This is a genomic window from Paenibacillus aceti, from assembly GCF_003614185.1.
Taxonomy (GTDB): Bacteria; Bacillota; Bacilli; order Paenibacillales; family Paenibacillaceae; genus Fontibacillus; species Fontibacillus aceti.
Genome location: NZ_KZ987724.1, coordinates 3,102,577 through 3,118,545, shown reverse-complemented (window position 1 = coordinate 3,118,545; position 15,969 = coordinate 3,102,577). Strand labels below are relative to the sequence as shown.

Annotated in this window: 14 protein-coding genes and 1 pseudogene; 12 read left to right on the top strand and 3 right to left on the bottom strand. The window is 40.4% G+C overall.

Translation table 11 applies throughout. The annotated features are described in order from the left end of the window. The first annotated feature begins 144 nt into the window (after positions 1–144). The 7 genes and pseudogenes from BFJ94_RS13910 to BFJ94_RS13885 all read left to right on the top strand — a co-directional run bounded on the left by BFJ94_RS13910 (position 145) and on the right by BFJ94_RS13885 (position 5,337). Positions 145–1,689 (top strand): hypothetical protein, encoded by a 1,545-nt coding sequence (locus tag BFJ94_RS13910; protein ID WP_120463200.1) that lies wholly within the window; start codon positions 145–147, stop codon positions 1,687–1,689. Between the two features lie 21 nt (positions 1,690–1,710). Then, positions 1,711–2,745: a hypothetical protein gene (locus tag BFJ94_RS13905; protein WP_120463199.1), complete on the top strand. Its 1,035-nt coding sequence runs from the start codon at positions 1,711–1,713 to the stop codon at positions 2,743–2,745. Beyond that, positions 2,746–2,916 (top strand): annotated as a pseudogene (locus BFJ94_RS26215) (YkgJ family cysteine cluster protein); the annotation flags it as partial. It abuts the gene before it with no gap. A gap of 90 nt (positions 2,917–3,006) precedes the next feature. Continuing rightward, on the top strand, positions 3,007–3,447 hold the full coding sequence (locus tag BFJ94_RS13900; protein WP_229716824.1) for a hypothetical protein: 441 nt from the start codon (positions 3,007–3,009) through the stop codon (positions 3,445–3,447). A gap of 180 nt (positions 3,448–3,627) precedes the next feature. Continuing rightward, positions 3,628–3,813, top strand: a complete 186-nt coding sequence (locus BFJ94_RS13895) for a hypothetical protein (protein ID WP_120465238.1) — start codon at positions 3,628–3,630, stop codon at positions 3,811–3,813. 115 nt (positions 3,814–3,928) lie between these two features. Further along, entirely contained in the window at positions 3,929–4,345 is a 417-nt protein-coding gene (locus tag BFJ94_RS13890; protein WP_120463197.1) for a Rieske (2Fe-2S) protein, read from the top strand. A gap of 17 nt (positions 4,346–4,362) precedes the next feature. Further along, the gene (locus BFJ94_RS13885) at positions 4,363–5,337 is read left to right on the top strand and encodes a hypothetical protein (RefSeq protein ID WP_120463196.1); all 975 of its coding nucleotides are present in this window, start codon (positions 4,363–4,365) and stop codon (positions 5,335–5,337) included. Positions 5,338–5,436: 99 nt separating this feature from the next. Here BFJ94_RS13885 and BFJ94_RS13880 read toward each other — a convergent pair whose 3' ends face one another. Further along, positions 5,437–5,688, bottom strand: coding sequence for a single-stranded DNA-binding protein (locus tag BFJ94_RS13880; protein WP_205571027.1), 252 nt, complete (start codon positions 5,686–5,688; stop codon positions 5,437–5,439). Positions 5,689–5,919: 231 nt separating this feature from the next. Here BFJ94_RS13880 and BFJ94_RS13875 point away from each other — a divergent pair, with 231 nt between their 5' ends. Further along, on the top strand, positions 5,920–6,786 hold the full coding sequence (locus BFJ94_RS13875; protein WP_188831373.1) for a virulence-related protein: 867 nt from the start codon (positions 5,920–5,922) through the stop codon (positions 6,784–6,786). Between the two features lie 164 nt (positions 6,787–6,950). Here BFJ94_RS13875 and BFJ94_RS13870 read toward each other — a convergent pair whose 3' ends face one another. After that, positions 6,951–9,116 (bottom strand): hypothetical protein, encoded by a 2,166-nt coding sequence (locus BFJ94_RS13870; RefSeq protein WP_120463195.1) that lies wholly within the window; start codon positions 9,114–9,116, stop codon positions 6,951–6,953. Between the two features lie 240 nt (positions 9,117–9,356). On the opposite strand from BFJ94_RS13870, the gene BFJ94_RS13865 reads away from it, so the two are divergent. The 4 genes from BFJ94_RS13865 to BFJ94_RS13850 are packed head-to-tail and all read left to right on the top strand — an operon-like array spanning position 9,357 to position 15,560. Continuing rightward, positions 9,357–12,110 (top strand): type I restriction endonuclease subunit R, encoded by a 2,754-nt coding sequence (locus BFJ94_RS13865; RefSeq protein WP_120463194.1) that lies wholly within the window; start codon positions 9,357–9,359, stop codon positions 12,108–12,110. A gap of 29 nt (positions 12,111–12,139) precedes the next feature. Further along, positions 12,140–12,817 (top strand): restriction endonuclease subunit S domain-containing protein, encoded by a 678-nt coding sequence (locus tag BFJ94_RS13860; protein WP_120463193.1) that lies wholly within the window; start codon positions 12,140–12,142, stop codon positions 12,815–12,817. After that, positions 12,814–14,373: a type I restriction-modification system subunit M gene (locus BFJ94_RS13855; protein WP_120463192.1), complete on the top strand. Its 1,560-nt coding sequence runs from the start codon at positions 12,814–12,816 to the stop codon at positions 14,371–14,373. Before BFJ94_RS13860 ends, BFJ94_RS13855 begins: the two co-directional genes overlap by 4 nt. Beyond that, on the top strand, positions 14,370–15,560 hold the full coding sequence (locus BFJ94_RS13850) for a restriction endonuclease subunit S (RefSeq protein WP_120463191.1): 1,191 nt from the start codon (positions 14,370–14,372) through the stop codon (positions 15,558–15,560). Before BFJ94_RS13855 ends, BFJ94_RS13850 begins: the two co-directional genes overlap by 4 nt. 36 nt (positions 15,561–15,596) lie before the next feature. Here BFJ94_RS13850 and BFJ94_RS13845 read toward each other — a convergent pair whose 3' ends face one another. Beyond that, positions 15,597–15,953, bottom strand: a complete 357-nt coding sequence (locus BFJ94_RS13845; protein WP_162944281.1) for a hypothetical protein — start codon at positions 15,951–15,953, stop codon at positions 15,597–15,599. Between the last annotated feature and the right edge of the window lie 16 nt (positions 15,954–15,969).

The following is a 15,969-nucleotide window of genomic DNA, read 5'->3' as shown; positions in this document are numbered from 1 at the left end:
ACTTGTAAAATAAGAAGCGTAAGCAGTACCTTAGCATCAATGCAAATTTTTGCAGTATCACATAATGAAGCAGGCAGGTATTTATTGCAGATTGTCGAATTGGTACAATATACCTATAACCATTCGTTCGAAAGGGATATTTCTATGGGCGATAAAGATAAGAAAAAAGGTCATAACGGTTTAATTGATTCGACTATTGGAGCAGCAACAACAGAAAATATTGAGCGTTATGGTCGTGCAGCATCGGAGTTTATCAAGGGGTATAAAGGATCTGTCGATGCCGATGGAGACATCATTAGAAAAGGACTCAAGCAGATGTCCGAATCGAAGGTGCATCCTGATTTTAAGTATCAGAATATAAAGCAGCAAGCTGGATTTTCAGCCGAGATCCATTATGTTGATAAAACGAACGCCGAAAATATTATCAATAAGAACGACACTCGAGTCTACCGATCTAATGATATCGGTAGAGGAAATGACCCGCAATTCGACGTCTTATCTATTGATGATTCGGGCAACCCTACGTGGGGTGCTCAAATGAAGTTTTATGGGAAGTTTGAGACTCCGGAAGAAATAAAGAAGAGTTCAGAAGAATTGGTAAGGAAAATGACGAAAGATGATTGGAATAGATATCGTGGGAATGATGTCTTAGTCCCACAAGAGCAGTACGAAATTGCAAAGAAGTACGCCGAGGATAAAGCAAGGGACTTGACTGAGCAAGCTGAAAAACTTAGAACACAAGGGCAGTTCGATAAAGCTGGTATCTTAGAAGAGAAGGCAGAGAGGTATCGTCAAGTTTCGAGTGACTTAAAGGATAGCGGAATTACTTCAAAAGAAGCCATATTCCTGCGCGAACATCCCAAATTAGCAACTGCAAAATATGTGTTAGAAACTGCACATCAATCGGGTCTTGAAAATGCAAAGAGTGCAGCTGTAATTTCTGTAGCGATTTCAACTGCCCAAAACGTAACTAGTCTCATTAGAGGTAAGAAGCGTGTCGGAGAGGCGATTGTGGATGTAGCCAAGGATACTGCGGCAGGAGCTGCTACTGCATATGTCATAGGTGCTACTGATACTGCTATCAGGGGTTTCATGGCAGCAAGTAAGGAAAGTGTCTTTGTTAACCTATCAAAGAGCAACATGCCTGCTATGATCGCCACTGCCACAGTTCAAGTGGGTAAATCGCTAATTCGATATGCCAAAGGTGAAATAGATAGCCTTCAGCTTGTTGAAGAATTAGGTGAAAAAGGTACCGGCATGATGGCAGCCAGCTTTGGTGCGGCAATAGGAACAGCAGTATTCCCAGGCGTAGGAACAGTCATTGGGGGTATGGTTGGATATTTAGCAAGCTCATCAATCTATAATGCATGTATGCAGACCCTTCGAGAGGAACGATTTTCAGCAGAAAGAAGGGCAAAGATAAGTGCAATTGCATCAGCCGCTATAGAAGCGATGAATAAACAGGGTAATGAACTACAGGAAATGGTTGAAAGATTTTACGCTGAAAGACAGAAGGTTTTTACTGATTCACTTTCTATGATTGAAACTGCAAGTCGGTTTGAAAATATTGAGTTATTCACGCAAGGGCTAAGTAATATTGCGATTGAAATGGGTGGAGCCTTAAAATTTAAGAATTTCACAGAGTTTGATACTTTTATGTCCGACAAGAATGCGGTCTTAGAATTTTAATTTTATCAAGGAGGAGTATACATGCCATTACCATTAATACCTGCAATTGCAGCAGGGATAGCGGCTATTACTGCCGCGGCAGGAGTCAAGAAAGGCTTCGAAGCAAAGAGGGATATGGATAGAGCTAAATCCATTAACCAGACGTCCCAGGACATTGCAAAAGAGTCGGAAGACTTTATTGCAATGGCAAGGGAAAGTACAAATGAAGCCATTACAGAACTTGGACAGGAGAAAATTCGAATTCTTACAACGTCGATCAATGACTTTGTATTGAATTTTGAAAAAATTAAGAATATCGATCTTAAAAACAGCCAAGGGATCGATGAACTCAAAAACTTCAATCCGACAAGTGAGAGTTTTAAGCAATTAAAGGAGGCATCATTTGAAGCGAAGAAAATAGCGATTAACGGATTAGCGGCAATCGGGTCTGGGGCTTTACTTGCCTACGGTACATACAGTGTTGTTATGAGTGGACTTGGTGGGCTTATAGTTACAGCTACGACTGGTACGGCATTAGGTACCCTTTCAGGTGTAGCCGCGACAAACGCGACACTGGCGTGGCTTGGTGGAGGGGCTTTAACCGCAGGCGGTTTAGGAGTAACAGGCGGTATGGTTGTTCTTGGGGGTATTGTGGCTGGACCAGCACTTGCCATTGGTGGAGCTATTTTTGCGAGCCAAGCTAAATCCGCTTTAAACGATGCATACGGCAACTATGATAAAGCCAAGGCTTTTAAGAAGCAGGCAAGGAACATCGGTATAGCCTTGAAAGCAATTTTTACTCGAGCGAATCAGCTAACTGAGCTATTAAAAAAGCTAGATGTCTTTTTTGCTTATCAAGTAGGAGTGTTACGCGATATTATTGATTCAAAAGGGGTTAACTGGCAGGATTATTCTAAGACAGAACAAGAAGAGATATACAAATGCGTCCAATTAGCTCAGGCTATTAAGGTTATTCTCGATTCGCCGCTTCTTAAGCAAGAGGGTCAATTGGATGAAGCGACAGAATATGTGCTTGAGAACGGTAATAAGTATCTTAATTCGCTGATGAATCAATAAATGTTTTATTGTGATCAATGCGGATTGTGTTGTAAAAAGGTAGGGATGACCGAGCAATACAAACATTTGGATCGGGGCGATGGGGTATGTCTTCATTTTGACGTGGAGACGAATCTATGTAGTATTTACGAAACTCGCCCCGTCATATGTAGAATAGATGAATCCTACGAGTTGTTCTTTAAAGATCAAATGACTCTCGAACAATTCTACGCAATAAACTATAAGTCATGCGACATGCTTAAGAGATTGGAGAGCAATGAAATGAGTGATTTAAAGTCTGCACTGGTTGCAAAGTTTGAAGAGATCTTTGGCTATACACCCGGTGATGAATATGCACCAAGAGTAAAAAATGCCAGGGCAATTATTTGTCAAGGTCAATACAGCAAGGATGAAATAATCGATATTACTGATACGAGCATTGGAAGCAATGGAAAGTCTGGATTAGTCTTAACGATTGACTCAGTTTGCGTGAAGGATTCGGCAAACTTCACTTCAAAATTCATAGCAAAATATGAGGATATTGATTATACAAGTATTAACGAAGACCGATTTTTAGGTTTAGATATTACTGCCCTAGAACTCCATATGAAGTATGGTACAAAATATCAAATCAGTATAGATAAAATTAGCAGGAGAAAATTGATGGATTTTATCGATTACGCAATCTCAATTTATCAAGAAGACGATGCGCTTGAATGGTAAGCTAGTAATTGATTCTTTAAAGCCAGGTGCAAATATATGCATCTGGCTTTTGTACTAAATGACGATAATCATTATAAGATTTTATCTTGGAGGAAACGACTATGACTTTAACTACTGATAAAAATGGCTGAACCAGTTCATTATAATGAACTTAAGACTTATCTCGAGGGGGCTAACCGGATGAAAGCATCGCTAGACTTTATTAAGCAATTGGAGTTATTGTATGAGCAGTACGAGCAAGAGGTAATCGAGAATCTGAAAGCCGGTCTTCTTAAAGAGAACACCGCCAAGACATACCTAACCCATTCAGCCAATTTTGTCAGGTGGTGTCGGAATGACTTTGTGCCTGGGGACAGAAATAAGTAGTGTAACAGTGTTTAGCCGCGGCAGATTAACAACAACTTTTAGCCATGCAAAATCATCTGCAGGCTACAAAACCATATGCTATGATATGGAAAAGACGGAATAAGGGGGTATTACAATGCCTGTTCCTGACAAGAAAATTGTTATTAACAAGTTGGAGAAAAAGTACGGCTGCTCCTTTTCTATGATTAAGGGGAAGAAAATTATGTATCAGGGAATTGTGGATGGAAAACAGATTGTCATTTGCACTCCACACTCCAAGATTCATACGATCGGTAAGGGTTGGTTCGACCTTACGACAAAACAGGTCGAACTCTTGGATGATGCGGACATAGCAGTTTTAGTGGTTCGTTTGGAAGGGGGTAATATCTATATTGTAGATTTCAAAGAACTGCGTACAATGATGACTCTTGATAATCAGATTGTGAATCCTAGAGAAGGTGAGCATTGGAAGTTCTATATTTGGGGAAATAACATTCAGGTGAGGGGTTGCTTGAATAAGTTTCAAGCAGTGCCTGAACGAATGATATCATAGCGACTGAGGTAAATGACATGACAAAATTATTTTTACATAGTCGAGAAATGAGAAGCGTATTTCAGCTTTTAGGTGAACACGAGAATGATATAAGCTATAGTGTGGCATGGGGGTTGACGCAGTGCCCTTCATTTCTGAAGGTCTTTCTCCAAAATGTTCTTAAATGGAACGGTGATGTTAATGAAGTTGAAATTCGGATGCAGGAATATGAAAAGGGCAAAGGATTCACTGATATAGAAATTGAGTTGACCCAAGAATTTCACTTAATTATTGAGGCGAAGAGAGGCTGGAACCTTCCAGACATCACACAGCTTCAAAAGTATGCAACCAGAACATCCTTCATACAAAATCCTTGCCATGATAAGCGACTGATTGTATTGAGCGAATGCAGCAGAGATTACGCCAAGCACCGTGTCCCAGATCAAGTAAATGGTTTTCCGGTTGAGGTATTATCATGGAAGGACTTTTACCAATTCTCCAAGCTGGCACATCCACTCGGAACACATGCTGAGAAGCGGTTATTGCAAGAATTGAATGTTTATTTGGGGAGTTTGATGACAATGCAGAAGCAAGACTCGAATATGGTGTATGTAGTATCTGTTGGAGCTGGATCTCCTGATGGTTGGTCAATTTCATGGAGAGACATTATTAGCAAGAAGAGGAGATACTTTCACCCTGTCGGTGGTAATGGATGGGTAAAAGAGCCACCTAACTACATTGCATTTCGTTATGATGGAAAACTGCAATCGATTCATCACATAGAAGGGTATGAGGTTGTCACTAACATGTCTAAAGTTTTTACGGAGGCTAAAGACGAGGAGTGGAAACCAAGTTTCGTATATCACTTAGGAGTTCCATTTGCTCCAAGTAATGAAGTTAAGACCGGAAACATATACCCCAATGGCAGAGTGTGGTGTATGTTGGATACATTGTTCACTTGCTCAACGATATCCGAAGCGAGGGATCTCACTAAGTCGCGTCAAAATAGTTAAAGGAATGGTCATGCTGGTTTCATCTCAAGAACATTTAGGCAAATGAAAAGAACCGAATCGATGTGGTATGGATGCACACTGATTCGGTTCTTTTTGTAGCTACAGCTTTCTGTACATCTGCTGATTTTGCGGCGTTTTCCCTAATATCTCAAGGGAGTTACTCGCATGGTTCTCGGCGTAGTTTAAGAACATGGAGCCAAGCTTAGTACGATTGCCCTTAGCGATCCGGTTCCATTCAAAGCCCCGAAACAGGTCTTTGACAAGGAACTCCTCACCTTGATCCAGACTTGGAACAGTTGCTTTGGCAATGTTCATCAAGTCTTCCAGAGAAGTGTTTTTATCGATTCTCATTTGACATTCTCCTTTCTGTTCGAGATTTACTCATAGTAGCTAATAGCTAGTGGCTAGTAGCTTATAGTTACATAGTACATCTGCTTTCTATATCCGTCAAGTTGTATTTATTTGGGGTATGCTCAACAATTACTTGCATTAAAACACCGTCCAAGTTAGAACTACAACAACCTCAATGAAAGGCGGTAACGCCTATCTCATTGAAGATGTAAATTCTAATTGGAGGTTGTTATGGACAGAAAAGAAATCATAAAGACGTTAGGCGATCATTTTGGAGTAAAGCCTAAGTATATGGGGGTTCCGAGCTTCATTTATCAGATTGAGACTGATACGGAGATTTACTCGATTGACAGAGCGGGCAAGATCACGACTTCGAATGGCAAGGAGGCTGATCTCGACTGCGTATTAACTGGACAGGTTGCTGCCATACAAGACGAACCGCTCGAACCCAATGACCAAGTCATTCAAGTTGAATCAGGTGATCCAGCCGATTCGACAATAAGTTCAAACGCCCTACTTGAAGTAGTCGTACCGCTGGAAGGGCATACAGGGGTATCCCTAAGAAATTTGGTTAATTTGCTTTACAGCAAACAAGTACTTGTAAAAAGATCACTTGGTATTGAATCGAATATTATCGAAGATAATTTTGCTAAAGCCATCAATGAGGCTAATGTCGATACACTGGAAAGTTTCAAGACAGTGATATCAGAAATTGGTAAACAATACTGCCCAGGCATCACGTTCAGTTTTGATAGCAGTACGATCATCTTTAAGTTTTTCCAAGCAGAACGCAGTCCTGAAGAGATACATGCCTACACGCAGCTTGTCGGACTGTTAAACCAGACTGCGATGAAGTTAAAGTATACATCGCCCAAAGGCAAGGACACCGACAACGGTAAGTTTACCTTCAGACTTTTCTTGATCCGGCTCGGTATGGTGGGAGAGGAGTATAAAACAACCCGCAAAATATTGTTGGCGAAGCTTGATGGTAACTCTGCATTCAGGGATGGCAAAAAGCCAGAGAAGGTTTCGACTGATGTATTAGAGGTTAACGAAACTGATGCTAAAGACATGATTTCAAGTAACAGGAAGGGATAATACACCATCTGTCGAATATTGCATCAAGAAATTCGTCTGGTGGGGTATTTTGTTCCAAAAATGAATCTTAAGTTGATGTGCTACATAGTTAGGCTGCCCACTGTCTGATAGCAAATGAATCAACCCTGTCGAAGTCGAATTGACAGGGTTGATTTTGCGAAATATTAACTGGCAGGCTTCCGTTTTCTTTTGACTTTGTCTGCCTTTAGTTCTTCAACAACCTCAGCGATTGATAAATCATATTTCTTGATGGCAAAATCGACCACCAACATCAATTCCTCGTAAGTCCACATTACGACTTTCTTTTTGTACCTTCCGGCAAGATCCTGCAACACGGCTACAAAACCCTGTTCAAGTTCCCCTGCTACCACAATTCCTAAAACATTGACAGTAGTGTCCTTACATTTATAAACAAACTGTTGAAGCATCTCATAAGCTTTTGTGTCTGTTGGTTTTATCGGTTTCTTCTCATAACTCTTGGCTATCCCTACAAATACGGCATCGTCCATACCAAGCATCTGGATGGTAAAGCTGATGTCACCGTATTCTTGTCCATGATGCGGATGTAATTTATGATCAGTAAACGTTACAAAAGGTTTCATTATGCAGCGGACGCTTTTTTCATGCTGACAGGCTTGGCAGGCATCTACACTATGTTTAGAACATTTCTCTCTAAGTAAGCTCAACACTTCAGCAAGTTCTTCGCGGCGTTTAGGGGTAATTCTCCGATCCCAAACGGGCTTAAATTGTTGTAGTTCTCTCACTTTGAACATGACTTTCGAAGCGACTCTAGATGAATAGTGAACGACATTGTTTTGAAGATAGAAGGATTCTTCTTCGTGCGAAAATCCCTCATCCGGAAAATACTTGTTTATGATCTTTTCGGTAAGTTCGACTAAAGTTGATTTAGGATTAATTACGACTCCATCATACCAGGAATCGATTCTGACCTTATGATCCATTAAGCAGCGAACGTTATCCTGTTGAAGTTCAGTGTAACAGAATGAACATACGACCTTTGGAGCCTGTCCTCTTTTTACGGAAACCGTTAACAAGTCGGTGTTTCCGCAGTTATTACAGGTGATATCTGCATAATGGTCGCAAGTATCGCAGTAAGGATAGAAGTGGGAAATGGTATGCTTCTTCAGTGAACCTACAATTTTATCAACATTTAAGTCGTGGAGCTTGAAGCTATCAATCTTTTTTACCTTACAGGTGACAACTGCCTTAATGACTTCCAAAATAACTTTTTTCTCGTCATTTGTAGTTGTGAAGGCAACAAGATCGGGATCTTCATCAAGTCCAAATGATTCGAACTTATCATCGATTTCGCCATTTTCCTGTATGGAGTTTATGTAATTCATGATCTGTCCGATTCGCCAAATCCCCCAACGTCTCATTTCAGAGGCTTTAAGCTGACGGGTAAGATAAATCTTGCCTTTGTCATTGTTGACCCCAAGAGTTGAGAAGAAGTCTCCGTCCTCGTCGATTGCTTCTTGATAAACTGAACTTGGCGAGTCGTACCCATCGAATTCAGTAAGTTGACCAACCTTATTACCAAGATCACTGTCAGCCAAAGTAACTTTGCTTGGCTTACCTGATTCGGGGTCAGGATTGCTCAAAGTGGTTCTTTTCATTGACTCTTTGCTAAACACACTGTCGACAATCTTTTTGGTGATGTTTACAGGTGAAACAAAGCAATCAAAGGCTCTTTCAAGAGTTTTGGATATTGTTCCAACCAGTGACTCAGTAGGTATACTAATGCTCACAAAGCGTTGATCAAAGTTGATCCATAAGAAGCCGAACTTCAATTCGTAAATAAAATCGGACTGTTCGGTTTCAGGATTGATGTAATTATATCTTTCTTGATATTGTAATGAGATTTCTACCGTTTCGTGATTGACAACTGTTTGGTCAATAGCAAGTAGTCCAAATATGTTGTCATTGGGGTAAGTGATTGGCTTGAGGAGCTCATTCATTTTGGACACACCAGTATTATTCTTGTGATCTGCAATGAATGAGGATGAACTAAGTTGAGGGTTATGCGGACGCAGCATATACAGCCGAAAATTGGGTCTGCGGCTGTATCGATTATCTTCAAAACAGGTTTCGATATCAGATTCAGTTATCTCTGGTGAGATAGCCACAATCTCCACTAGTTTTTGCTTGTCAAGTCGCTCCAAAGCCACTTTTAAATCTCGTTTAACTTCACGTTTGACAACTACACGATAACGGTTGATTAAATCCTGCTCGTCTACCTTTGAATATAACAGGTGACGTATAACTCCATTCTGGACATGAAGTAATTTATCTGCGTGTTTTTCCGACATAATAACCCCCCTCTAAGGAACATTGAATATTAAAACTATTGTATCACATTTCCAGAATTGTGATGAAGAATGTCGATTAGGAGGCATTGGATCAGACACTGCTGCATCTATTGCGAGAGCAGTCCATTGAAAGAGAAGTTTAATAAATGGGGCTTTAGAAGGATATCGGCTGGGAAATGTAGAATATTGTAAGACTCCTGTGTATGAGTGGGGTAAAGAACACCTGAGGAGGTTTTACATTTGTCCTATCAGTCGGAAGCCCAGCTTGAGAAAAATCTAATCGAGCAACTTGTTCGTCAAGGGTACGAGCGAGTAACAATAAATGATTACGATTCACTTTTAGGAAACTTCAAACAGCAACTGAATAAGTTCAATGAGAAGAAATTAAATGGTCAGCCGTTAACAGACGCGGAGTTCAGCCGATTCCTAACACAGATTGATGGGAAGAGCATTTTTGACTCAGCAAAGATTCTGAGGGATAAACAAGTGTTCCAGCGTGATGACGGAACAGAGGTCTATCTTGAGTTGATGAATACCCGTGATTGGTGTAAAAACATTTTTCAGGTCACCAATCAGACAACAGTCGAAGGGACGTATAAAAATCGTTATGATGTAACAATTTTCATTAACGGCTTACCTGTAGTGCAGATCGAGTTAAAGCGCCGCGGCTTAGATTTTAAAGAAGCATTCAATCAAATCCAACGGTATCGAAAACACTCCTTCAGGGGGTTATATCGCTATCTGCAGCTGTTTGTTGTCAGCAATGGGGTTGATACGAAATATTTTGCAAACTCTGATGGTGACATCTTGTTTTCGCACACCTTCTTCTGGTCGGATGCAGAAAATAATCGTATCACCAATCTAAGTGATTTCACGTCCAACTTCCTAGAAAAGTGCCACATGGCTAAGATGATAGCCCGGTACATGGTATTGAATGAGACCGAGAAGCTATTAATGGTCATGCGACCGTATCAGGTCTATGCAGTTGAAGCACTTATTAAGCGTGCCTTGGAAACCAAGAACAACGGTTATATCTGGCACACAACTGGTAGCGGAAAGACATTAACTTCATTTAAGTCGAGTCAAATCCTTGCGAACGAACCGCATATAAAGAAGGTCTTCTTCCTTGTTGACCGTAAGGATTTGGATAGTCAGACCTTGGCGGAGTTTAACAAATTTGAACCGGATTCAGTAGACATGACAGACGATACTGAAAAATTGGTGGCACAAATTTCGGACTTAACGAAGCCGTTGATCGTTACTACAATTCAAAAGATGGCGAACGCAATAAAAAATCCTCGATATGAGGAGATCATGAAGCCGTATCAACAGGAGCGGGTTGTCTTCATTATTGATGAGTGTCATCGCAGTCAGTTTGGTAAGATGAAAAGACTCGTTGACAATCATTTTAAAGAGGCGCAGTACTTTGGTTTCACGGGGACACCATTGTTCGAGGAAAACAAAAGCCAAGACGGTCGGGTAACCGCCGATATTTTTGAGAAATGTCTACATACGTATCTGATTAAAGATGCGATTCATGATGGCAATGTCTTGGGGTTCTCGGTGGATTACATACAAACGGTTGATGTTTCAATTAACGAAAAGGATCAGACCCGCGTCAAAGGAATTCTGACTGATGAAGTCTGGATGCATGATGATCGTATTCGTTTGATTGCTGAGAACATCATAACTCATCATGATCGGAAGTCACGCAGTAAGGGGTATACAGGACTATTCACTGTGGATAGCATCCCGATGCTGGTTAAGTACTACGACACCTTCAAGTCAATGTCACATAACTTGAAGATTGCCGGCATTTTCACCTATGGGCAGAATGAGGACAGTGAAGGCGATGGACAAGACGAGCATTCTCGGGATAGCCTTGAACGTATCATCAAGGACTACAATGCTATGTTTGGAACCAACTTCTCAACAGATAAGTACCAAGGATATTTTGCCGATGTTTCTCGTAAAGTCAAGACTGCTCAGATCGATATCTTACTGGTAGTCAACATCTTTTTGACAGGATTCGACAGCAAAACTTTGAATATTCTCTACATGGATCGCTTCTTAAAATATCATAATTTGATTCAAGCCTTCTCCCGAACCAATCGGACAGAGAAAGCGACCAAACCTTATGGGAATATTGTATGCTTCCGCAATCTCAAGGAAGATACGGACGAGGCAATCAAGTTGTTCTCAAAGACAGATAGCGTCGATGATGTCCTGATGAAGAGTTACGAAGAATACCTTCAAATGTTCAGGGCAGCTCTGGTAAAAGTCAAAGCTCTTGCCGCTACGCCAGCGGAAGTAGATGCTTTGGAGCGGGAGGAAGAAAAACAAGAGTTTGTGGTTAGCTTCCGTGAGCTTACCAAATATCTGACTCGTCTCCAAACTTTTACCGAGTTTGAATTCGACCCGGCTCGATTGGGTATTTCTGAACAGGAGTACCAGGATTACAAGAGCAAGTATCTCCGTATTTATGATGAAGTTAAGCGCGGCGGAGGTAAAGAATCGATCTTGGCGAACGTTGACTTCCTAATCGAGCTGATGCATACAGATCGGATTAATGTTAGTTACATTATGAATCTGATCCGAAACATTGATTTCGATAATCAGGAGCAGCGAGACAAGTCAGTAAAAGATATTGTCGATGAGATCGATCGGGCTGACAATGAGCAACTCAGACTAAAAGCCAATTTGCTGAAGGACTTCTTGCGGAAAGTAGTACCGACATTAACCAATGCAGATTCGGTAGACGATAACTACAATGCTTTCGAACAAGAAGAACGTATGAAGGAAATCGAGGCATTTGCAGGTGAAGTGGGGTTATCGCCTGAAGTAATCCAAAGCTTTGTGCAGGAATATGAGTACGGTGGGCTTGTTAACCAACAAGAGATAAGCGATGTTGTTAGGTTGCCTTTCCTTCAAAAAAGAGCAATGATTCAACGGATCATTGAGTTCATTACCGAGCACACCACACGTTATTCATAGTGCTATTTATAAAAATAGCAGAAAAGGACTTGCCTTTTCTGCTGTTTTTTATTATCATGAAATTGTTGGTTTCAATGCTATTTGGAAAAATAGCAAAGGGGAGGGTTGGTTTGAATCTAGAACAATGTGCAACGGTGGTGCAAGGGGCGTTTCTTTCTCGTATCCAGACGTCACCTTCATTAGAGGCAGTAAAGCTTCCGGTCTACACGATGAAAGAAATGAATGAGTGGTTAAGTCCTGATCCCACTTCATCGGTAGAAAATCATCAAGATGTTCATGTAGATCAGGATCGTTTAGGGTCTTTACCGCTCGCTAGGGAGGGTTTAGTCCTAATTAGCTTGACTGGACAACGAGCAGTAGCATTGCAGCAGGAGCATGTCGGAAAGTTGATTCCTTCTAACTTTGCCATAATCGAGCCTACAAGTGAATTACATCCCGACTATCTGGAGTGGTTTATAAATGATCATCCAGACTGTCGCAAACAATTGAAGATCGCTACGCAGGGTTCCAGTATAGCAGCTTTGTCAATTCAAATGCTTAGGGCATTGGAAATTATTTTGCCACCTATGGACGATCAAGTGAAGATTGGTAGCGTCCACAGATTATTACATCGAAAAAATCGTCTACATCAGGAGAGAATCGTATGGGAACAGCAATATATCAAACAGCTATTGATAGGGTATCTAAAGGAGGAGGTAAAAAGATGACAACGACTGAGTTACAGCGTCATCAACAAGCCGAGTTACATAAGAAGCTTTGGGATATGGCGAATGATCTTCGTGGTCAACTTGAAGCTTACGAATTCAAGAAATATATTCTTGGTCTGATCTTTTATCGTTACTTGTCGGACAAAACGGAAGATCGGGTTAATAGTCTTCTTCAGGAAGATAATGTTTCTTACAGAGATGCTTGGAAGGATCAAGCATATCGAGACGCTTTAAAAGATCAGCTAATTCAGGAAATTGGCTACGTCATTGAACCAGACTACCTTTTTTCGAGCATGATTGAGGAAATTGGTAAGGGAGAGCAAGGCAATTTCGATATTGAAATGCTGCAAGCAGCAATCAACAAAGTAACCGAATCTACACTCGGAGCGACGAGTCAAGATGACTTCCAACACCTTTTCGATGACATGGACTTGGCTTCCTCGAAATTGGGTCGTGATGTAAAGTCTCGTTCCAAGCTGATCGCTAAGGTCATGGTCAATATCAATGATATTCCCTTCTTACATGATGATGTGGACATTGACGTTCTGGGCGATGCTTATGAGTATTTGATCGGACAGTTTGCTGCCAATGCGGGGAAAAAAGCTGGTGAGTTCTATACTCCACCACAAGTTTCCAAAATCATTGCTAAGATAGTTACACTGGGTAAGAATGACTTAAGAAATGTCTATGACCCGACTTGCGGTTCAGGATCGTTGCTCTTGAGGGTTGCCAAGGAAGCGAGAGTCAGAAAGTTTTACGGGCAAGAGAAAACCTCAACTACTTATAACTTGGCTCGTATGAACATGCTCCTGCATGATGTGTCTTATCATAACTTCGATATTCAAAATGCCGATAGTTTGGATGAGCCGCGGCATCTTGATATGCGCTTTGAAGCTGTAGTAGCAAATCCTCCATACTCAGCGAAATGGAGTTCTGATGAAAAGTTCCTGCAAGATGAGCGGTTTAGTGCCTACGGTAAACTAGCTCCCGCATCCAAAGCCGATTTCGCTTTTGTTCAACATATGATTCATCATCTTGATGATAACGGAACAATGGCAGTTGTCCTTCCTCATGGGGTATTGTTTCGCGGCGCGGCGGAAGGAGTAATTCGTAAATACTTGATCGAAGAAAAAAACTACTTGGATGCGGTAATCGGCTTACCGGCAAATATTTTCTTTGGTACTAATATTCCGACTTGCATCCTTGTGTTCAAAAAATGCCGGGAAGATAATGACAATATTCTATTTATCGATGCATCCAATGATTTTGAAAAGGGAAAACATCAGAATAGACTTCGTGATGAAGATGTGGACAAAATTGTCGATACTTACGCCAATCGAAGTAAGATAGACAAATACTCTTATGCAGCTAGTATCGATGAAGTTAAGACCAATGACTATAACTTGAACATTCCACGGTATGTCGATACATTTGATGATGAAGAAGTGATAGATATTGTGTCAGTTAAAACTCGGTTACAAGAAATTGATAATGAACTTGCTCAAATTGATGCTACCCTAGCTTCATATTTAAAGGAATTGGGGGTAAGCGGATGAGTACTAGAGTGCCATCGATTCGTTTCAATGAGTTTACTGAAGAGTGGAAAGAAGTGGACTTCAGCGAGGTTTTTGAAGAAGTAAATGAACGAACTAGTGATACAGCTAATTACCCACTTTTTAGTTTGACTCTAGAGAAAGGTGTTACCCCAAAAAGCGAACGGTATGAACGTTCTTTTCTCTTAAAAAAAGATGAGGATAATTATAAGATTGTCAAAGACGATGAATTTGTGTACAATCCAATGAACCTTACATTGGGTGCAGTTGCAAAATATAATGGGGGTCAGAGTATAGCTGTTTCTGGCTATTATAATGTCTTTAGAACAAAAGAAGGATTTAATAGTGAATTCTTTGAAAATTTATTGAAGACAGGAAAAATGATTTTACAATATAAATCAATTGCTACTGGTTCATTAATCGAAAAGCAAAGAGTTCACTTTTCGCAATTCATAAAAATCAAACGGTCAATTCCAACTTTTTTAGAGCAAAAAAAGATCGGGGACTTCTTTTCATTACTTGATCGAAAGATTGAGAAGCAACAGGATAAGATCGAACAATTGGAGTTGTTCAAGAAGGGTATGTTACAAAAGATTTATTCGCAGGAACTCCGTTTCAAAGATGATAGAGGTCAGGATTTTCCTGAATGGAACATAGAAATATTTGAGCAAATAGCCACAAACAGTTCCAAAAAGATAAATCCACAAAGTAAGACGAACATACCATGCATTGAGCTCGAGAATATTGTTGGTAATAGAGGTCAAATCAACGGATATTTCTCATCGCATGAGCAGCAAAGCACTAAAAATCAATTCAGTAAAGGTGCTGTTTTATTTGGGAAATTACGACCATATCTTAAGAAGTATTGGTTTGCAACTTTCGATGGGATATGCTCATCAGAGATTTGGGTTATAACAACAACTAACTCTAAAGTTTGCAATGAGTATTTGTACTTTATAATACAAAGTGATATGTTTCAACAGGCAGCGAATGTATCTTCAGGTTCCAAGATGCCGAGAACTGAGTGGGATTCCATTAGAAGCCTAGACATTCCAATACCTTCACTAGAAGAACAGAAAAAAATTGCTTCATTTCTGTTTACTTTAGAAGAAAAAATCTTGAAAGAAGAAACCAAAGTGAAGGCTCTTAATCAGCTTAAAGCTGGATTAATGCAACAAATGTTTATTTAACAAAGACGGGTCAATTGGAACTTTCCATTTGACCCGTCAATCTTCTTTCTCCTTCTTTACTACCCAACTATGCCCCTTAACGTCCACGTAGAAATCCCATGTTTCCGGATCGAAATCTACTCCGTTTTTCTTTGCTTCAAGAAAGCTCACTGCTTCTTGAACCATCTCATCATATCCAGAGCGCAATTCCTCAAACTCAGACACTAACTGTTTAATCTGATTTTTCTTAAGTTTCATCAAATCAATTATTTCCCGTAGCGACTCAGTTCTTTGTTTAGTAAGCACTCCAATGTATTTGCCGTGTTGTTCGATAATCTTATCGTTCTGCTCATAGTTGTGTTGCTTGAGTTTACTGAGTGGTTGACGAGAAAGAAAATCATAAATCTGAACCAATTCAACATCTCCCTGT